Annotated in this window: 17 protein-coding genes; 13 read left to right on the top strand and 4 right to left on the bottom strand. The window is 40.6% G+C overall.

Annotated elements, in window-relative coordinates:
- The first annotated feature begins 113 nt into the window (after positions 1-113).
- The 4 genes from ABJF11_RS07405 to ABJF11_RS07420 all read left to right on the top strand — a co-directional run bounded on the left by ABJF11_RS07405 (position 114) and on the right by ABJF11_RS07420 (position 6,254).
- On the top strand, positions 114-2,393 hold the full coding sequence (locus ABJF11_RS07405) for a patatin-like phospholipase family protein (protein ID WP_348119131.1): 2,280 nt from the start codon (positions 114-116) through the stop codon (positions 2,391-2,393).
- Between the two features lie 63 nt (positions 2,394-2,456).
- Positions 2,457-3,176, top strand: coding sequence for an OmpA family protein (locus ABJF11_RS07410; RefSeq protein ID WP_348119133.1), 720 nt, complete (start codon positions 2,457-2,459; stop codon positions 3,174-3,176).
- Between the two features lie 50 nt (positions 3,177-3,226).
- Positions 3,227-5,266 (top strand): OmpA family protein, encoded by a 2,040-nt coding sequence (locus ABJF11_RS07415; RefSeq protein WP_348119134.1) that lies wholly within the window; start codon positions 3,227-3,229, stop codon positions 5,264-5,266.
- Positions 5,267-5,318: 52 nt separating this feature from the next.
- On the top strand, positions 5,319-6,254 hold the full coding sequence (locus ABJF11_RS07420) for a LysR substrate-binding domain-containing protein (RefSeq protein ID WP_348119136.1): 936 nt from the start codon (positions 5,319-5,321) through the stop codon (positions 6,252-6,254).
- A gap of 1 nt (position 6,255) precedes the next feature.
- Here ABJF11_RS07420 and ABJF11_RS07425 read toward each other — a convergent pair whose 3' ends face one another.
- A complete protein-coding gene (locus tag ABJF11_RS07425) occupies positions 6,256-6,675 on the bottom strand; it encodes a hypothetical protein (RefSeq protein ID WP_348119137.1) in 420 nt (139 codons plus the stop codon).
- A gap of 97 nt (positions 6,676-6,772) precedes the next feature.
- Between ABJF11_RS07425 and ABJF11_RS07430 the strand changes: the two genes are divergently transcribed.
- Complete coding sequence (locus ABJF11_RS07430; protein WP_348119138.1) at positions 6,773-7,609, top strand: alpha/beta fold hydrolase; 837 nt, start codon at positions 6,773-6,775, stop codon at positions 7,607-7,609.
- 273 nt (positions 7,610-7,882) lie between these two features.
- On the opposite strand, the gene ABJF11_RS07435 is transcribed toward ABJF11_RS07430, so the two are convergent.
- Positions 7,883-8,329 carry a hypothetical protein gene (locus ABJF11_RS07435; RefSeq protein WP_348119139.1) on the bottom strand — a complete coding sequence of 149 codons (447 nt, stop codon included), beginning with the start codon at positions 8,327-8,329 and terminating at the stop codon, positions 7,883-7,885.
- 88 nt (positions 8,330-8,417) lie between these two features.
- Positions 8,418-9,914 carry a transporter substrate-binding domain-containing protein gene (locus tag ABJF11_RS07440; protein WP_348119140.1) on the bottom strand — a complete coding sequence of 499 codons (1,497 nt, stop codon included), beginning with the start codon at positions 9,912-9,914 and terminating at the stop codon, positions 8,418-8,420.
- Positions 9,915-10,156: 242 nt separating this feature from the next.
- Here ABJF11_RS07440 and ABJF11_RS07445 point away from each other — a divergent pair, with 242 nt between their 5' ends.
- Together ABJF11_RS07445 and ABJF11_RS07450 are read left to right on the top strand one after the other, a co-directional pair.
- Positions 10,157-10,912, top strand: coding sequence for a GLPGLI family protein (locus ABJF11_RS07445; RefSeq protein WP_348119141.1), 756 nt, complete (start codon positions 10,157-10,159; stop codon positions 10,910-10,912).
- A complete protein-coding gene (locus ABJF11_RS07450; RefSeq protein ID WP_348119142.1) occupies positions 10,912-13,656 on the top strand; it encodes a TonB-dependent receptor in 2,745 nt (914 codons plus the stop codon). Before ABJF11_RS07445 ends, ABJF11_RS07450 begins: the two co-directional genes overlap by 1 nt.
- 47 nt (positions 13,657-13,703) lie before the next feature.
- On the opposite strand, the gene dxs is transcribed toward ABJF11_RS07450, so the two are convergent.
- Positions 13,704-15,617, bottom strand: coding sequence for a 1-deoxy-D-xylulose-5-phosphate synthase (gene dxs, locus ABJF11_RS07455; protein WP_348119143.1), 1,914 nt, complete (start codon positions 15,615-15,617; stop codon positions 13,704-13,706).
- 128 nt (positions 15,618-15,745) lie between these two features.
- Between dxs and ABJF11_RS07460 the strand changes: the two genes are divergently transcribed.
- The 6 genes from ABJF11_RS07460 (at position 15,746) to ABJF11_RS07485 (ending at position 21,092) form a co-directional block, all read left to right on the top strand.
- Positions 15,746-16,852, top strand: coding sequence for a glycoside hydrolase family 3 N-terminal domain-containing protein (locus ABJF11_RS07460; RefSeq protein ID WP_348119145.1), 1,107 nt, complete (start codon positions 15,746-15,748; stop codon positions 16,850-16,852).
- On the top strand, positions 16,849-17,325 hold the full coding sequence (locus ABJF11_RS07465; RefSeq protein ID WP_348119146.1) for a DUF4920 domain-containing protein: 477 nt from the start codon (positions 16,849-16,851) through the stop codon (positions 17,323-17,325). The genes ABJF11_RS07460 and ABJF11_RS07465 overlap by 4 nt, the downstream gene beginning before the upstream one ends.
- Positions 17,326-17,407: 82 nt before the next feature.
- A complete protein-coding gene (rfbA, locus tag ABJF11_RS07470) occupies positions 17,408-18,274 on the top strand; it encodes a glucose-1-phosphate thymidylyltransferase RfbA (RefSeq protein ID WP_348119148.1) in 867 nt (288 codons plus the stop codon).
- Complete coding sequence (gene rfbC, locus ABJF11_RS07475; protein ID WP_348119149.1) at positions 18,271-18,822, top strand: dTDP-4-dehydrorhamnose 3,5-epimerase; 552 nt, start codon at positions 18,271-18,273, stop codon at positions 18,820-18,822. Before rfbA ends, rfbC begins: the two co-directional genes overlap by 4 nt.
- 6 nt (positions 18,823-18,828) lie before the next feature.
- Complete coding sequence (locus ABJF11_RS07480; RefSeq protein ID WP_348119150.1) at positions 18,829-19,773, top strand: UDP-glucuronic acid decarboxylase family protein; 945 nt, start codon at positions 18,829-18,831, stop codon at positions 19,771-19,773.
- Between the two features lie 68 nt (positions 19,774-19,841).
- On the top strand, positions 19,842-21,092 hold the full coding sequence (locus ABJF11_RS07485; RefSeq protein ID WP_348119151.1) for a nucleotide sugar dehydrogenase: 1,251 nt from the start codon (positions 19,842-19,844) through the stop codon (positions 21,090-21,092).
- Positions 21,093-21,219: the final 127 nt, after the last annotated feature.

Below are 21,219 nucleotides of genomic sequence, written 5' to 3' on the forward strand. Positions count from 1 at the left end.
ATATAGGTTTTGAAATAGCTTTGCCTAGTTTATTTTAAATTTTTCAAACCGCTTTGGTCGGTTTAGGATATTTTTAAGCCCGGCTTCGATCTTCAACATTATATTCACTATCTGTGAAACGATATTTATTTATTTTAACTCTTTTCCTTTCGTTCTACACAAAGGCACAACAAGTGGCCCTGGTACTTAGCGGTGGAGGAGCCAAGGGTCTGGCACACGCTGGCGTACTAAAGGCACTGGAAGAACACAATATTCCAATTGATTATATAGTGGGTACTTCTATGGGCAGTATTGTCGGTGGTTTTTATGCAGCTGGATATACACCACAGCAGATTAAAGAACTGGCGCTATCTCAGGAGCTTCAAGATTGGGTAGATGGTGTGATCGATGAAAAGTATCAAAATAGCTTTGATGATATCCCAAATGACCCAGCCTGGTTGACTCTCAAGCTTCAATTTGATTCAATTTTTGCCGCTAGCATAGATCCTTCATTGGATCGTGATTTTGTACTGAATATCAATCTAGCAGAGAAACTGCAGCATGCATCATATGTGTCGCAAGGGAATTATGACAGTTTGCTGGTTCCATTTAAGGCTGTGGCATCTAATATCTTTACAGAGAAGGAAGTAGTACTAGATAGTGGAGTGCTCTATGAATCCATACGTGCGTCTATGGCTATTCCGCTGCTCTACCGACCTGTTCGAATAAATGGCGAGCTGCTGTTTGACGGTGGGGTATATAACAATTTTCCTGTGACCCCTGCTCGTGAGGCTTTTGATCCTGATGTCATTTTAGGGGTGAACGTTGGCAGCAAGATTCTTGATAAATACCCAAAAGATGATGATGAAAAAATACTCGCTGAGTCCATATTATTCTTTATGCTCAACAAAGGTGATCCTAACCTCCTCGACAGCACGGATGTATTCTTAGATATAAAATTGTCTGAATACAGTACTTTGGATTTTGACAAAGCGAAGGAGATATATGAGATTGGTTATCAGTCTACGCTTGCTCAGATGGATCTGATCAAACAGAAAATAGCACGTCGTGTATCACCCGAAGAAATCAATCAAAAAAGAGAAAAATTTTTGTCAAAAGAGATTCCTGCAACTTTTGATGCGATTGAGGTTGACGGATTTAGCGATAAAAAATTAAAGTACATCACCCAGGTTTTTAATAAAAATGAGCCCTTTGACCTGGAGCAGGGGAAACAAGCCTATTATCGGTTGATCAACAATGACTACTTTTTAAACATTTTTCCAAGCTATCACAGAGGAGAACGCTACACCTTTCGCCTATCTGGACGATCTAACCCAAGACTGCGGGCCAAAATCGGAGGAAGCCTCACCAGCAGAAACATTTCCTACTTATATTTTGGTCTCGATTTCAAAAGATTGTCTAGAGTGCTGGAGCAGTATTCAGCCAAGTTGTACATAGGCCCATTTTATGAGTCATTCTATTTCAAAAATAGCCTGATCCTACCGGGGAAAAAACCGTTCTCCTTTGGGCCAGTCATCTCGATCAACCATCGGGACTTTTTAAACCTTTCCGATTATTTGCTCGGCAAGCCCGAACTTACTGTACTCGATAGAGTAGATCGGAAATTTGGAATATTCTTCGGATTTCCTCTTAGTCGCAAGCTCGGATTTAGTACCGAAGCTTCCTATATCCTAAACAGGGATCAATTCAGCAATCTTGAACAGGTCAATACCAACCTTAGCCTGGATGACCTCAGTTTGAAAGGTTATAGATTTGAATCCAAGCTGTATCACAATAGCTTTAACTATAGACAATTTGCTTCAAGTGGCTCAAAATTTGAGTTTAGTTTGAATTATCAAATCATTGAAAGCACATATGAACCGGGAGCTACTTCACAAATTCAAAATCCGGAAGTAAATAATTACAATTGGTACTCCATTAGGCTAATAACTGAACGCTACTATGCAGTAGGACAAAAATTCAACCTGGGCTTGGGCCTCCAGGCGGTTTACTCAAATCAACCGTCCTTTGGCACTCTGCTGAGTACAATCATAAACTCACCGGGATATTATCCGCTCATGGATAGCCGAACGTTGGTCTTAGAAAATTTTAGAAGCCGTAAGCACGTCGCTCTTAGTTTAAAAAATGTTTGGTCTCCATACAAAAATTTACAAATAAGATTAGAGGGATTTGCCTTCAATACTTTAGAATCCATTTCGGGTCAAGCGGGAGAGCGAGCGGTGTTGGAAAGGGAATCTTTCAACCCTTCTTATGCGGCAAGTACTGGCGTTGTTTATCATTCATTGGTTGGTCCTATAGGATTTCATGTCAACTACTATGACGACGATCAACACCAGTGGGGAGCATTGCTGCAAATAGGCTTTCTTCTATTCAATGACCATTCATTGGAGTAATTTTTAAATTATAGCTAAATTACAGGCTATCAAACTTTTGATTCTATAATATCTACTTGAATTATGAAAATTGTATGCTCAAAAAGCCCCCTGTGTTTGATAGCTCTGCTTTATTTGATTACGCCAATTAATCAATCTGTCGGTCAGGCACATGAAGAGGGAGCATTAATTCGAGTCACAGGCACAGTTCTGGACCATGAATCCAAATCACCTATCATAGCTAATGTATTCTATGAAAAGCTGCCATACTATGATGATATGGGTATCGCAGCCACCAATGAGCAGAATGGTGTCTATGAACTATTTATGTTAGAAAACATAAAATATATTATCAATGTAAAGGCAGACGGTTTTAAAACTATAAGCGAAGAGATGGAAGTGATCGACTACGGCACCCAGCTGATCGAGAAAAATTTCGTAATGGAACCTGATGCAGCTCATGAAAAATTTAACCTGCACAATTTGATCTTCGCAAGAGGACGTGCTATTATTGATGAATCTTCATATGGCGAACTCAACAGTTTTGTGGAGTGGCTAGAAGAGAGACCAGCTATTAATATTCAATTGGAAGGTCATACGGACTTTCAGGGCAATGCCCAAGCCAACCTGCGGTTATCGCAAGAACGTGTAGATGCGGTAAAAGAGTACCTTACTAAAAAGGGAGTTAAGAAAACTCGTATCCGAACCAAGGCATTTGGAGGAACCCAACCGCTGACCAGGGAACGAACGGACGAAGCCCGAACCTCAAACAGGCGAGTAGAAGTAAGAATACTTAGGCAATAATTTAATTGAATAACTTTATTATCCCCTTGATAAATAAATAGTCATCCTCAATGAGAAACATATTCACTCTAATAGCTGCTGTATTAATTTCTTCACAGGTATTTGGTCAAGAAACAGTCAAATGGGCATCTGAAGTCATGCATGTCACGTCTGAAACGACGGCTTTGCAGTATGCTGCAAGTCAGGTCCTACATGCGCCAAATGTGTATCCTAAGGGCGGTGAAAGTCCAAATGCATGGCGACCTGCCAGACCAGACAACGATGAATACATCGTAGTAAAATTCGACACTCCAATTAGAGCCCAGCAAATAGCAATTGCAGAGACAGAAAATCCTGGAGCAATATCGAAGGTTTTTGCATATGACTCTTTGGACAACGAATATTTGATATTTGACTTAAACCCAAGGCCAATACCTCTGCAGAGTAGATTGCTCAATCTGTTTTTCGAAAAGACACCTTATCGTATTGCCTATATAAGAGTAGATGTCAAAGGTGGAAATGTACCTGGTTTTAACAGTATTGATGCGATTGGTCTTTCCTCATCTAATATTCCGATAAGTGTATTAATCGATTTAGCAAAAAATGTGAACCAAGAGTTGAGCACTGAAAAACTAAGTGAAAATGTAAACAGTCAATACCTAGAGCAAAGCCCAATACTGTCGCCAGATGGAAAAACACTTTACTTTAGTCGCAGGTCTCACCCAGACAACATCGGCGGTGTAGACGACTATGAAGATATTTGGTACTCCGAACTGGACGAAGAGACTCAAGAGTGGCTCCCTGCCAAAAACCTGGGTCCTCCACTGAATACTCCCGGACCCAATTTCATTTGCTCAATTACACAGGTAAATGGTGAAACTGTCCTTCTTCTGGGTAATAGATATGAGAAAAGAGGACGAATGGCTCAAGGTATCTCAATGAGTCGCAGCAAAGGCGATGGCAAATGGGAGAAGCCTACCAACCTGGATGTAATTAATGATTACAATTACTCCGAAAAGGTTGATTATTATATGAGCTCTGATACCAAAGTTATTCTCATGGCTATAGAACGCGATGACACTTACGGAGATCGAGATATTTATGTGTCCTTTTCACAGGCGGATGGCACTTGGTCTGAACCAAAAAACCTCGGCAATGCGATTAACTCAGCGGATGTAGAAAGTGGCCCTTTTCTTCATCATGACGGAGAGACCTTGTACTTCTCTTCCAGAGGATTTAGAGGATATGGAGGAGCTGACATCTACGTATCAAAAAGACTGGATGACACCTGGACCAACTGGTCACAACCAGAAAACCTTGGTAAGGGGGTAAATGGACCAGATGATGATACATACTTCAATATACCATCCACAGGTAGTCATGCCTATTTTACAAGAGGCAGGACTGATGAAAACACTGACGTATTTAGGTTCAGAATCGATGAGTTGTTTGTCGAACCTTCTGATGAACCGGCGACAATTGATCCAACTGAAATATTTGTTACCATACATGGTAAGGTTTTCGACTCTAAGACCAATGAACCAGCGGTGTCGAGCGTGCTGGTAGAGCGTCTACCTGATGGTGTGACGGTAGGACATGCAGATACCAATGAATATGGGGATTTTGTATTCAAAGTTAGACCTGGGGCTACCTATGGCATATTGGCACAAAAAGATGGTTATCTCTCACAAAGTGAAAATGTGGATCTGAATGAGGTGGTTGAAATAACTGATATTCAAAAGGATCTTTATCTAACTCCTATTGAAAAAGGCGTAGCCATCGCCCTGAACAATATTTTCTTTGACTTTGACAAGTCGGATCTTAAGACGTCTTCGTACGCCGAACTCGAAAGAATTCTAACTTTGATGCTCGACAACAAAATAAATAAAATTGAAATCTCAGGTCATACGGATTCTATCGGTGACGACGATTACAATCTCAACTTATCGCAAAGAAGAGCGTGGTCTGTCTACAGTTATTTTATCGCCAACGGTATCAGCTCTTCCAGACTCGAGTCTATCGGCTACGGCGAAACTCTCCCGGTAGGTCCAAATGACACGGCAGAAAACCGAACTAGAAACCGGCGCGTTGAGTTTAAAATTATCGAATAACATAAAGGCTCGAGATTCGGGCCTTTTTTATCACTTTCAGATCTAACAAGAATTGACACTCGTACAATTAGAATACATCATCGCTTTAGACAACTATAGACATTTTGCTATAGCTGCAGAGAAATGTTTTGTGACTCAGCCGACCCTCAGTATGCAGATTCAAAAACTTGAAGACACTTTGGGGGTAATATTATTCGACCGGTCAAAACACCCGATTGAGCCTACTGATATCGGCGAACAAATACTAAAGCAGGCCAGAGTTATAGTATCCGAATCAAAGAAAATATCTGAGATTATCGATGATGAGAAACACGAAATTAGGGGAGATGTCAAAATCGGAGTGATTCCAACTCTCGCTCCATACCTGGTTCCACTGTTCATATCGCCATTTGTAGAAAAATACCCTAAAATCAATCTGCAGGTCAGCGAGCATATGACAGAAAATATGCTGGATCTGATAAAAAAAGATCAGATAGATATTGGCATTCTGGTGACTCCGCTTAATGAAAGTGACCTACAAGAAATACCCTTGTTCTACGAAGAATTTTATGCTTATGTCTCACACAGACATCCGCTATTCGAACAAAAGAGTATAGACTCCGCCGAACTAAAGAATGAGGGTCTATGGATTTTGGATGAAGGCCATTGCTTTAGAAAACAAATGCTAAATATTTGCAATGCAAAAAAGGCTGAACGATACAATAATCGCGTCCTCTATGAAAGCGGCTCCCTAGAGGCTTTGAAAAAACTGGTCGATAGACGAGGAGGCTATACCCTCCTGCCTGAACTCTTCACACTAGACCTGAGTAAAGATGAGCAATCGAAACTTAGAAAGTTTTCTGAACCAGTACCCACACGAGAGGTAGGGCTGGTAGTAAAGAAAAGTTATGCTAAGAAAAAGTTGTTGGAAGCCATGCATAAGGAAATATTGGCCAATATGCCGCCAATAATGGTCAGTCGTAAAAATACTAACGTAATTAAGATCTAGGCTACTTGATAAATCCCGTTAGCAGACTACCTACCCCTCCAATGATGGCCTGCCCAATCGACTCATACCTATAACCCGTTGGATTGAAACTGTCATAATTTGCCGGTCCGTGAGGAGAAGTATTGAGAGGAGCAGTCGGTCGAATCGTGTGATACTGTGTATTTCCGTTTTTATCAATGAAATACACATCGTCAAATGTCCCTCCCGCGCGATTAACGGAGACAACCTGCAAACCCTGAAATTTTTGTGGCTTGTAATAAGTTCCCATCCCATAACCGTACTCTATTTGGTGAATAGAGAAACTTTTAACCTTCTTCTTTTTATGCTTTTGCAAGTCTTCATGATGATAGGGCCTATACTGGCACCAGGCTAAATCCGATGCAAGAAGAGCCAGGACGATTATTACTACTGATTTTTTCATATGCCACGGTTTACATATATGACAAAAAAAAATGCCTGATCACTTAGTCGATTGTCAATTAATTTGTGGCGGGCTATAATTTCCCGTATTTTATGACATGGAAAAATATATCTGGATAGGCCTGGGTATCTATTTATTACTCTCGCTTCTGGTCTATTGGGTGCAGGAATATTTTATGTTTCATCCGGAAAAACTGCCCGAAGACTTTGAGTACAAATATGATGAGCCTTTCAAAGAACACTTTTTTGATGTTGAAGAGGGTGTCAGAATCAACGGACTCCATTTTACCGTAAAGCAGCCTAGAGGGATTGTTATTTATTTCCATGGCAATACTCGAAGTATCAAAGGGTGGAGCAAGTATGCAAAAGACTTCACACGAAACGATTATGAAGTTTTGCTAATCGACTATCGCGGCTTTGGAAAAAGCACTGGTGAACGGGCCGAAAAAGCCATTTATAAGGACAGTCAATATGTATACAACCAGGTAAGAGCATGGTACCCAGAGAAGAAAATTGTAATTTACGGCCGATCCATGGGCTCGGGTTTTGCGGCTAAGCTCGCTTCGAAAAATCAACCCAAAATGCTAATCCTGGATGCTCCTTATTACAGCTTGTCACAACTAACCTCCAGGTGGTTGTTTTTCCTCCCTTTGTCAATTTTACTCAAATATCACATCCGAACTGACATCTGGATCAAGTACGTTAGTTGCCCAGTGTATATTATACACGGCACTAAAGATGGGCTAATTCCATACCGCTCAAGCGTTAGATTGCGAAAAGAAGCTCCACTTACCACCAGATTAATACCCATCCACGGCGGAAAACACAATAATCTGACACTATTTAGTGAATATCACAACCACCTGGACGAAATTCTGCAGGAAAAACACGATCTAATATTCGATAAATCGCTTAAAGATTTCCTTGATTTTTAAGTATATTGATACGAACAACAATAATGATTAAATGACCCAGGTGCAATTTTTGAACATGTCCCAAGGGGATCAGGTTCAACATATATACAAAAACGGTACGTTCGTGACCGACATCAGATATTATGAATATAAGGTTAATTTGTTTTTATTGGATGGGAATTACTTCGAGGTTTTCATCAGTCACAAATCTCTTGAAATAACAAAGATCGCCCCGTTGAATTATAAATCAAATAGGATATTGTTCTACCTGGATCAAGTGAAACTACCCAAGTATCAAGCCTGATCGATCTCTAGTCTGTGAGCTAATTTGGTGATGGCTTCCTGCTCTTCATCTGAAATACCGTCTGTAATATTTGCAAAAAGGTACATGGTCTCCATGATAAACTCCTGATCAAGTTTGTTGTCCTTTATGCTATCATGCAAAGCATTGAGAAATTTTTTGTTCCATTTATCCACATTGTCCAGCAAGTATCTGATTTCAGTCCTGAAAGACATAGCAATCATATCTCGATCATCAGTCGGTGATCTTACAAATTCGGCCGAAAGCCCCCTTGTAGCCATCACGATACCATCCCACTCCTCCTTGTCAAGTACTCCATCGCTCATACATACCAATAGCGCTGGATACAACTTCGCCAAATAATTGAATTGATCTTCCGGAATTTTAATCTTTCTAGACTTAATGTATTCTATATATAATTGGTGGAGCTGCGCGTTCATAGAAAATTTTGGACGAATTAAGAATTCTAAAGATAATACCTAAATTGAACATTTTGGTTATCAATTTGAAGTATTCCAATTAATCAGCTTACTCTTGAGAAGTAGAGGCGCTCTGATCCATTTGGAGATAGCGACTATATCGGTAGAAAATATCATTGACATAATCCACCGGCTCATCTCCTCGGCAATAACCAAATTTAACCACGGGATCATTGTAGTATTTCTTTTTTGACTTGAGTCGTAAGTAAACCGCCACGTCGCTCCATAACAGAGGATTCTTTCCGTACTTTTTGGCTAACCTTGCGGCGTCTTGGACATGCCCCTGACCTACATTATAAGAAGCCAATACAAACTTAGCCCGCTCAGTAGTATCATCTAGCTCGCTCCAAACATCCTGTAGCCACAAAATATGCTCAGCTCCTGCTTTTAGATTTTGATCAGGGTTGTACAGATTTCTATACCCATAGGACTGCCCGGTTTTGGGCATGATCTGCATCAATCCTCTAGCCCCCACCCAAGAAAGAGCATCTGGGTCAAATCTTGATTCTTTAGAAATTTGTGCCGCCAGCAATTTCCAATCCCACCCCACCTTATCGGCACTGAGCTTTATTAGACTGTCATATGGAGAAAGTCTTTCGGAATCTGTAGAGAAAAAATCACTCTCCACTCTCTCTTTGCTCTTTCTTGAGCTTTTGAAATACTTATCATATAAAGCATAGTAGTCGCTGGTCTGTTTCATTTTTACAATCCAGGCATTAAGTGTGTCCAGGAGTTGGGGCGATTTTTTACGAACTCCCCAGGCAATTTGCTGAGGAAAACTAATGGCTGTTTTTACATCAAGATTTGGATGATACCTAGCATTTACAAGCGCAACGTCCTCATCTGCCACAGTATAATCGATGTGTCTATCCGCCACCATTTCGATGAGCGCTTCTGTCTCAAGCTCTTCGAATTCCTCAATGATCAATATGTCACCTCCAATTTCTTCGGAGAGGTGTCTTAAACGTGTAGTATAAGCAGAGCCTTTTCGGACATAGACCTCTTTGCCAATCAAATCAATTGGATTCCTCAACAAGGTCTTTTCTATTTCATGTAGCTTCATGTCTCGCCAATTATCTGGCTTGCGCTGTACAAGCACCTGTCTCACTAAATTATGAGGCAACGTAAATTCAATGAAACGCTGACGATCCTTTGTCACCGTGAGATTGTAAGCTAAAATATCGCCATGACCAGCATTTAACTTTCTGAACCCATCCTCAATACTTGGTGTAATATCAAATCGGAGCTCTAGATCTATACTAGCGGCAAACAACGATAGAAGCTCATACTCATACCCCATCGGCTCTCCTCTATACAGAAACATTCCGGTAGAGCTATTGTCCACGATCGCTGTCAGATATCCTCGCTTTTTTATTTGATCAAAATCATTGGTTATCAATTGATCTGGATCATACCCATAGGTAGTGTCTTTCTCCCCTGAACTACTGCTCAAGGTTACATTTTCCAGGCTAGAGCGCTTACATCCTCCAATAAGAATAATAAGCAGCACAAAAAACACCAAAATATACCGATCGAATAGTCTCATAAGTACGCTTTACGCTAATTGACAATATACATTTTTCTGAACACTTATCTGACCGAGGCCAAGGCATATTGCAACTATTGCGTCAATGTCTGCAGGCAACCAAATACGCAATTCTGTTAAAAAAGATTAATTCAGTCAATTTTCTTAACAAGACTTCACATCCAATAACATTTCTTATTGCAATAGCAACATCCTACACTGATTCCGAAGAGTATCCTTGTCCAAACTAAAATCATAATCAAATGAAAAAGCTAATTATTCTAATGGGCGTTATCATGCCCTTTGTAAGCCTCTCTCAGAATCAAGGATCTGTAGTCTTTGAAGAAAAAAGAAAACTAGAACTGGATTTTGACGGTCCAAATGGACAGGCAATTAAATCCAGAATGCCCGAGTCAATCAGTGCTAAAAATCAACTCCTGTTTAATAATGAATACAGTATTTTTCGTAGTTACAAAGATAAGGCTGCGGAAGATGTCGAAATGCTCAATCAAGAGCAAGATGGTGGGATGGTAATTAACATCAAACGACCTGAAAGTTTTGTATTCAGGGATCTTGGTAAAAAGGAAGTAGTAGAAAGTCGTGAATTTTTTGGGAAGCAATTCCTCATTTCAAGATCGAAGCCCAACCCATGGAAAATCTTCCCTGAGAAGCGGACCATCCTTGGGTATCAATGTCAAAAAGCCATGCTAGTAATTGAAGAAGGTGAAGAGGCGGTAAGTGCCTGGTTTGCCCTGATAATACCCGTGTCAACTGGACCAGCCACCTATGGCGGTTTACCGGGGATGATATTGCTTCTGGACATTGGAGAGGGCCGAATGACCTATTCGGCTGTTGAGATTCAAACTGAAACAGTTGATCAATCACTATTGAAAGCGCCAAAAAATGGGAAAAAAGTGTCACGTGAAGAGTTTCAGGAAATTGTTGAAAAACGAATGGCCGAGCAAAAAGAAATCTCCGGAAATGGAGGTATGATGATCAGAAGAATCGAGCGACAATAATGAAAACTTTAGTCTGGTGCCTCATGCTGATTACAGCATGGGTACCCTATGTAAATGCTCAAGAGAGTCCTGAAAGATTTTTGGTCTATGGCACCATTTCCGATAAGGATAATAACCCATTGGTAGGTGCAACAACCGTACTGCTAGAGCCATCGGACTCGATTATGGCTGGGTATTCCATCACAAATTCAGAAGGCTATTTTCAAATAAGAAACATTCCTTCAGGAGAATACATTATGCAGATTGCCTATTTGGGATTTGTTAATACAAGTCGCAAAGTCACCGTCAGTGGTCTTACAAATCTTGGAGAGTTTCTATTGATTGAAGACAGCCATCAATTGGATGCTGTAGAGATCACAGCAGATCACATACCGATAATGATTAAGAAAGACACAATAGAGTATAATTCTGCAGCATTTTCTACACAAATTAATGACAAGGTCGAAGAATTGCTGAGGCAACTTCCAGGGGTGGAAGTAGAAGAAGACGGCACCATCAAAGCACAAGGTGAGGAGGTCGAAAAAATATTAGTAGATGGAAAAGAATTCTTTGGCGACGATCCGCAGATTGCAACAAAAAACCTGCCGGCAGAGGCTATAGATAAGGTACAAGTATTTGACAAACTTTCAGATCTAGCAGAATTCACAGGCATTGACGATGGAGAAAGAAGCAAGACCATAAACCTCACTTTGAAAGACGATCATAAAAATGGAATATTCGGAGATTTAACTGCCGGATACGGGTCTGATGATCGACATGAAGGTAAAACTAGCCTCAATCGATTTGATTCGAAATCACAAATGTCATTACTAGGTGCCATAAATAATACCAACGAACAAAATTTCTCAATTGACGATTATATTAATTTTTCTGGCGGACTGCAAGGGCTAGCCGGAGGCGGGGGACGTATCAATATCTCTATTGACGATATCGGGATGACGCCTACAAACGGAGTGACTTCCTCACAATCTCTGGGACTAAACTACAATCACGATTTCTCAAAAAATACATTCATTGAGTCGAATTATTTCTTCACCGGAATTCAAAATAAATTGATTCAGTCTAGTGAAAGAGAAAACAAAATTGCGAATGGTAAATACCTGTCTACACAAAATCAAAATAGTGACACAGACAACTACAGTCACAAACTAAACTTCCGGCTGAAACATGGCTGGAAAAATCAGGATTTGACCTTACGTGGCGCAGTGAAAGGCAATAACGGTTCTCTAACTAATCTTTCGTATAATGAAACCTATGATACAAATGATGTACTCGCCAATACTAACGCATTCGTAAATCAATCTAATGGCTCCAATTTCAACTTTTCGACCAGAGCACTCTATCGAGCACGTCTGAATTCGACTGGAAGAACCTTTGTAGTAGACTCAAATATTGGCAATGAAAATGATGATAAAGAAGCAGATCAGCGGGCAGAAAATACTTTCTATTCAAACGAGCAGATCAGCGAATTTAACACCGTCGATCAGTTTCAAGATCAGGACGAAACTATTCTTAACTACGGTGCTTCTGTAACTTATACTGAGCCTCTAGGCGGTAGAAAATATATGTCGCTGTCATATCTCTATGCCGGATCAGAAAGCACTTTTTCCAAGCAATTTTATGATCAGGAAACAAACGGATTATCCACTTTTAATGCAGAGTTAAGCAATATCTATAGCAGAAAATTCGACTACCATCGTGGTGGAATTCGGTATCTGGTGAGTCGAGACAAATCTAAGATCACCATGGGACTAGAAATGCAAAGTTCATCTCTAGACGGAACCTATGACAACGAGATTAGTAAAGTCCGTAGATCGTTCATCAATGTTTTACCCAGTATTCGGTGGAGCCATGAATTCTCCTCATCCAAGAACCTGGAAGTCAGCTACCGAACCGGCATCAATGCACCAGAGGTAACTCAACTTCAGCCGTTCGTCGACAATAGCAATCCCCTACAACAGTATATAGGCAATCCGGATCTTAAGGCTGAATATCGTCACATGTTCGATCTCAATTATCGTCTATTTGATATGTTCAATTTTACAAATTTGTTTCTCTCACTTCGCGGCGTTTACACAAAGGATCGAATCATCAATAGTGTGTCAATCAACGAAGATTTTGTGCAAGTCATGAGGCCTGTCAATGTCCATGAAGACATTTTGCTCAACTCATATGCATCATTCGGCACACCGATCAGAGACCTGGGAGCAAAAATCAATCTGGACATTAATTCCACTTATAATCGAGGAATACAATTCATTGATGAGGTAAAAAACAACACAGACAGATGGATCAATTCCTACGATTTCAGTATAGAAAACAGAAAAAAGAAGGTGTTCGATTTGAAGACTGGTTTGAGGCTTGCTCACAACGTTACCAAATATTCCGAAAACAAGGCTCTAAATCAAAGCTTTAGTCAAGTGTCATACTATAGCCACTTCAAACTATCTTTCTTTAAAAAATGGACCTTAAAAACCAACTTCGACTATATCACTTATCACGGTGATTCGTTTAGCGATAATGCAACGTTCCCCTTGCTGAGTGCTTATATATCTCGAAGTTTTATGAAATTCGACAGAGCTCAACTTAAGCTCTATGCTTTCGATCTTCTGGATCAGAACGTCGGAATCAATAGGGTAAATGATAGTAATTATATTGAAGATCAGCGCTACAATACCATGCAACGGTATTTTATAATATCCGTCATCTATTCCTTATCTAAATTTGGTCAAGCCATGGGATAAAATACAACAAGTAGGTCTGGCCACTTATGAAGTCAGACCTGCCTCTTTTATACCGTCTCTAATGTTAGAAGTTTTTTAGCGGAGAGATATAGCCCTTCCGGATCGAAGCCACATTCTTTGTGCAATTCCATCTGAGTGCCGTGTTCTACTACCTTGTCTGGAATTCCAAGTCGGAGTACCTTACTTTGATAATTATGATCCACCATAAATTCCAGAATAGCGCTGCCAAACCCACCTTGTAGACAGCCGTCCTCTACAGTGATTACATATTTGTATTCTTTGAATACCTGATGCAACATTTCCTCATCAATCGGTTTTACAAAACGCATATCAAAGTGTGCTGTTTCAACTCCTTCTTTCTTAAGACGTTCACAAGCCTCAGTTGCATAATTGCCGATATGGCCAATGGTAACAAACGCCAAATCATCACCAGCACACAATTGCCTTCCTTTTCCTACTTCTATCTCTTCGAATGCTGATTTCCAATCTGGTAATACACCATTTCCTCTGGGGTAACGAATTGAAAAAGGGCCTTGATCAGGCAGCTGTGCAGTGTACATCAAATTTCTTAACTCCCATTCATTCATTGGTGCGGATACCACCATATTAGGAATACACCTAAAGTACGACAGGTCATAATTACCGTGATGGGTCGGTCCATCTGCTCCGGCAAACCCAGCTCTGTCAAGACAAAAGACCACATTCAAATTTTGTATCGCCACGTCGTGAATTACCTGATCATACGCGCGTTGCATGAATGTTGAGTAAATATTGCAAAAGGGTATTAATCCTTGAGTAGCCAGACCCGCAGAGAATGTTACCGCATGCTGCTCCGCAATTCCCACATCGAAAGCTCGGTCCGGCATCGCCTTCATCATAATATTCATTGAGGAACCCGACGGCATCGCCGGCGTTATTCCCATGATCTTGTCATTTTTCTCTGCCAGCTCCACCACAGTATGGCCAAATACATCTTGATATTTTGGAGGCTGCGGAGTCTCGTATACTTTTTTGTGAATCTCTCCGGTGAATTTGTCGAAGGTGCCAGGTGCATGCCATTTGGTCTGGTCATTTTCCGCGAGAGAATATCCTTTTCCTTTCTTAGTCAGAACATGAAGAATTTTCGGACCTGGAATTTCTTTTAGGTCCTGAAGTACGCTCGCAAGATGGTTTACATCATGACCATCAATAGGTCCAAAATACCTTAGGTTCAACGATTCAAAAAGATTGCTTTGCTTTAGCAAAAATGACTTTACGCTACTCTCTACCTTTGAGGCTATTTCCTGAGCGTTAGGCCCGAATTTGCTTATTTTACCAAGTATATTCCAAACCTCATCACGCATCTTATTATACGTCTTTGAAGTCGTAATATCAGTCAGGTAATCTCTAAGTGCACCTACATTTGGATCTATAGACATGCAGTTGTCATTGAGAATGATAAGTAGATTTGATTTAGATACGCCGGCATGATTCATGGCCTCGAATGCCATTCCTCCGGTCATCGCTCCATCTCCAATGACAGCTATATGCTGCTTATCCTTCTCCCCTTTGTGTCTGGAGGCCTCTGCCATTCCCAAAGCTGCCGATATCGAGGTTGACGAATGCCCAACCCCAAAAGCATCATATTCGCTTTCTTTTCTCTTTGGAAAGCCCGAAAGCCCGTTGTAAAATCGATTGGTATGAAAATGATCCCTTCGCCCTGTCAAAATTTTGTGACCATAAGCCTGATGCCCAACATCCCAAACCAATTGATCTTCAGGTGTATCAAATATATGATGAAGGGCTACCGTAAGCTCTACTACGCCTAGGCTTGCGCCAAAATGACCGCCATACACTGAAACTACATCTACTATATATTGTCGGAGCTCCTCAGACAGCTTCACCAGCTGTACAGCATCCAGACTTTTCATGTCTGCGGGAGAATTGATTTGGGCTAATAACTGGCCGGGCTCGATTTGCATAAACTAAAACTAGTGTTATAATTTCAAAGCACCAAAAAGTGGCATTGTATGTGCGCTTTAAAACAAAGTGCCTGCAAAAGTATACAGAATTAGTTACTTATATTGCATCAAATTTTAAGGTTTAAAGTATGAATAAGCTTTTTCTATACTGCGTTTTAATCTCAATCACAACATATGCATATGCCCAGGAGTCCACTGTAGAAGACGATTCGGTAAGCTTGGATCTAATGATTGGCCAAATGATTCTAACCGGAATAGGCGACTTTTCCTATCTGCCAAATGACGCAGAAATACTGGAAGAAATTAGAGCAGGTAAAGTAGGAGGGGTTATACTATTTGAAAAAAATATTCACAAAGACAACCCTAAAAAACAGCTTAAGCGAACCATCGACTTGCTCAATCAAGCTTCCAATTATAAACTGTTTATTAGTATAGACGAAGAAGGTGGACGGGTAAATAGGTTGAAACCTAAATATGGCTTTCCGGTGACCAGAGAAGCAGGAGAATTAGGAATTATCAATAATCTAGATTCTACTGCCTACTATGCAAATCAAACAGCGTTCACTTTGGCAGAGTATGGGTTCAATGTCAACTATGCACCTGACGTAGACGTCGCTATTAACCCTGACAATCCTGTCATATCGAAATTGGGTAGAAGCTATTCCGAAGACCCCAGAACTGTGGCAGCACATGCTCAGATAGTGGTCGATGTGCACAGAAAAAATAATGTAATAACTGTACTGAAGCATTTTCCCGGCCACGGTAGTTCTGAAAACGACTCTCATCTCGGGATAGCCGATGTCAGCAATACCTGGCAGTTTTCAGAGCTGATGCCCTACAAATGGCTCCTTGACTCAGGACGTGTAGATGGTATTATGACTGCACATATAATAAACCAACATCTGGATCCATCCATGCTTCCTGCCACGCTTTCGCCCTACGTAATCAACAACATTCTAAGAGGTGTATTAGATTACCAGGGAGTGATTTTTACGGATGACATGCAGATGCATGCAATATCAAAAAATTATGGCTTTGAAGAATCCATTAAGATGGCTATCAATGCCGGAGTAGACGTCATGCTCTTTGCCAACAATGTGCCGGGAAATGAGAGAAGAACAGGTGCTGAAATACACAAAATAATTAAGAGCTTCGTGGTTTCAGAAGAAATCCCATATGCTCGCATTATAGAATCATACAATCGGATAACACAACTCAAATCTAAATTAAAATGAAAAACCTTTTTTTGATAACTATTACAGTGCTCTTAGCGACTGCATGTGGGAAAAAAGAAACCGTAAAGGAGCAACCCAAAGAGGTGTCCTATGGAGAAGCTTTTGACCCCTCTAATGTTACAGGCATAGCACAACTATCCACCCTGATGAGCGAATCGGATTCTGTGCCAATGACTTTAGTCGCAGATATTGAAAAAACATGTGCGGTGAAGGGTTGCTGGATGCAATTGAAAACAGGAGATGAGAATTCGCTTAGAGTGACTTTTAAGGACTATGGTTTCTTTGTTCCCAAATCTGGAATGGAAGGGAAAAAAGCAATCATCCAAGGTTTTTGTAAAAAACAAGAAACGTCTATTGAGGATCTTAAACATTTTGCGAAAGACGCAGGAGAATCGGAAGAGTACATTGCCTCAATCACGGAGCCAAAAATGGAGTACAATTTCGAAGCGAGTGGAGTAATCATTCAAGATTAAATTCCCATTTCAATTTCTAATAGCTAGTTTTGAGGCAAAAAATAATCAGCCAGAATACCGGGCATAAGGCCGTAATACAAATATGAAGGGAATAATACTAGCGGGAGGCTCAGGCACAAGATTACACCCACTTACTATGGCAGTAAGTAAACAAATCTTGCCTGTCTATGACAAGCCCATGATCTATTATCCCTTGTCTACTCTAATGCTCGCTGGCATCAGAGAAGTTTTAATCATATCAACGCCCAGGGATTTGCCTCTTTTTGAAAAACTATTAGGAGACGGTAGTCAATTAGGCTGCCGTTTCGAATATGCCGTTCAGGAAAAGCCTGAAGGCCTGGCTCAAGCTTTTTTGATTGGCAAGGAATTTATCGGACAAGACAAGGTAGCGCTTATTCTAGGAGACAATATATTTTATGCTTCTGGGATCTCAGCCAAACTACAGCAGTGCATTGACCCTGATGGTGGAATTGTCTTTGCCTACCACGTACAAGACCCAGGAAGATATGGTGTAGTAGATTTCGATCAAAATAATAAAGCACTATCCATTGAAGAAAAACCAGCAAACCCTAAATCCAACTATGCCGTGCCAGGATTGTACTTCTACGACAACGAAGTGGTCCAGATAAGTGCGACCATAAAACCTAGCCCTAGGGGGGAATTGGAAATAACCGAAGTCAACAATCAGTATTTAAAGCAAAAAAAACTTAGAGTCCAAATATTGGACAGAGGGACGGCTTGGTTGGATACCGGTACTTTTGCGTCCCTGAACGAAGCCGGATCATTTGTGCAAATCATCGAAGAACGTCAAGGGCTCAAAATTGGGTGCATTGAAGAAGTAGCCTATAAAATGGGATATATCAACGGAAGCCAACTTGAGCAAATAGCTACTCCACTAATCAAAAGTGGATATGGAGAATACTTAATCAATCTATTGAAATCGAAATGAAAATCGAAGCACTCGCACTTCAAGGTGCTTACGAAATAGAGCCAACTTTGCATAAGGATAACAGAGGTTATTTTTTTGAATGGTTCAACCAGCAAGCTTTTAGCAAACAAACAGGAACGAATTTTACTCCTGTGCAATTCAATTGCTCGAAATCCACCAAAGGCGTTTTACGCGGAATGCATTTTCAGTCCTCATCCTACTCACAAGCAAAGCTGATAACAGCTACCAGAGGTGAAATCCAGGACGTAATCATTGATCTTCGTGCTCAATCGCCTACCTACGGAAAACACTTTTCTACTATACTAACAGAGAATAAGAAAAATCAGTTATTCATTCCAAAAGGGTTTGCCCACGGATTTCTTGTGCTCTCCGAAGAAGCCGAAATCTTCTATGCGGTAGATAATTTTTATGCTCCAGAGCATGAAGGAGGTATTTGCCACAACGACCCTGACATAAATATCAAGTGGCAATTGGATCAAAACGATATTCTCTTATCCGAAAGAGACAAAACTTACAGCGCTTTTCAAGGCGCCCAATTTAATTTTTAGATACCGATGAGTAAAAAAAGAGTATTAATTACTGGAGGAGCAGGTTTTCTTGGATCACACCTTTGCGATCGATTTTTGAAAGAAGGCTGTCATGTCATTGCAATGGACAACCTCATTACAGGTTCGCTAGACAACATTGAACACCTTTTTCATAGGGAGGACTTTGAGTTTTATAATCACGACGTTTCCAAATTTGTCCATATTCCTGGTGAGTTGGATTATATAATGCATTTTGCCTCGCCAGCCAGTCCAATAGACTATCTCAAGATGCCTATTCAGACTTTAAAAGTTGGCTCACTTGGTACCCACAATCTTTTGGGACTGGCTAAGGCCAAAGGAGCACGCATGCTGATAGCCTCCACCTCCGAGGTATATGGTGATCCACTGGTACATCCACAGACTGAAGAATACTGGGGCAATGTAAATCCTGTAGGCCCTAGAGGCGTTTACGATGAGGCCAAAAGATTTCAGGAAGCCATCACGATGGCATATCACACGTTTCATGGAGTTGAAACCAGGATTGTGAGAATATTTAACACCTATGGTCCTAGAATGAGATTAGACGACGGACGTGTGCTACCCGCGTTTATTGGCCAGGCACTGCGTGGAGAAGATCTTACGGCATTCGGAGATGGTTCTCAAACAAGGTCATTTTGCTATGTCGACGATTTGGTCGAGGGAATCTATAGGCTACTATTATGTGATTGTGCAGATCCGGTCAATATAGGAAACCCAAGTGAGATCACTATAAACCAATTTGCCGAAGAAATTCTCAAGCTGACGGGCAGTAAGTCCAAGATCGCATATAAACCTTTACCAACTGATGACCCAAAGCAGCGCAAGCCAAATATTACAAAGGCAAAAGAACTGTTGGGCTGGGAACCAAAATTCTCGCGTAGCGAAGGACTGAAACCAACACTGGAGTACTTTATGAAAAAAGTAAAAGTATAAGGACTGTGCTGTAGCTCAAAAGTTAAATCAAATGGGATCTAATCTGGAAAACCCCAATTTAAGGACATATGGAATATAAAATTGCTATAATAGGTCTTGGATATGTCGGGCTACCACTTGCCATAGCCGCTGCCGAAAAGTATCCGGTTCTTGGATTTGATATTAATTCGGATAGAATCAAGGAATTAAATAATGGACAAGACCGGACAGGGGAAGTAAGTGAGTCAGATCTGAGAAACATGTCAAACCTCAACTTTTCGGATCAGCCGGCCCATCTGTCGGATGCCAACTTTTATATATTAACCGTTCCTACACCCATTGATAAAAACAATAACCCAGATTTAAGTCTTCTCCAAAGGGCTTCGTCTCTTGTAGGTCAGTATCTCAAAAAAGGTGACATTGTAGTCTATGAATCTACCGTTTTCCCTGGTTGTACTGAAGACGAATGTGTACCACTATTGGAAAATACTTCAAATTTGAAGTACAATGTAGATTTTTTCTGTGGATATTCTCCCGAAAGAATCAATCCGGGAGACACAGAAAGAGGTGTTAAGGATATTAAAAAGGTAACAAGTGGCAGCTTGCCGCATATAGCACAGCAAGTAGATGAATTTTATGCATCCATTATTACGGCAGGTACACATTTGGCGTCTTCGATCAAGGTAGCTGAAGCGGCCAAAGTCATAGAAAATGCACAACGTGATATTAACATAGCATTTGTCAATGAACTGTCTTTGATTTTTAACAAAATAGGAATCGATACTCACGAGGTACTCGAGGCAGCAGCCACAAAATGGAACTTCTTGCCATTTAAACCTGGATTGGTTGGCGGTCATTGCATAGGAGTAGACCCATATTATTTGACTCACAAAGCGGAGAGTCTGGGATATTTACCAGAAGTAATTCTAGCTGGCAGAAGAATTAATGACAACATGGGCAAACATGTAGCTCAGGAGGTTATAAAACTTATGACAGTCAAAAAACTAGAGATTGTAAATGCCGAAGTGCTTATCCTGGGTCTGACATTCAAGGAAAATTGCCCTGATATCAGAAATACCAAAGTACTTGATATAGCGCAGGAACTTGAAGAATATAACATAAAGGTGAAAATTTATGACCCAATGGCTGATCCAAAAGAAGTGAATGAGGAATATGATCGTAACTTAGAAACACACATCTCCAATCACTACTCAGCCTATATTCTAGCGGTAGCTCATGATGACTTTAAATCACTCGATTGGAGTCAGATCAATCAAAGTGCCGTCATCTATGACGTAAAAGGCGTGCTGCCTACTACTATTTCCGATGGAAGTTTATAGATTTTGCAGTCTGATGCTGCCTGAATTAACTTTTGTTACTAAGTTTGCGCCTCATTTAACCCTACAGATAGGATATTGGAAAATTTATTGACATATACGACTCGTCGATCGACTACTCTTTGTTGAT

The organism is Reichenbachiella sp. (assembly GCF_039941815.1).
In the GTDB taxonomy this organism is placed as follows: Bacteria; Bacteroidota; Bacteroidia; order Cytophagales; family Cyclobacteriaceae; genus Reichenbachiella.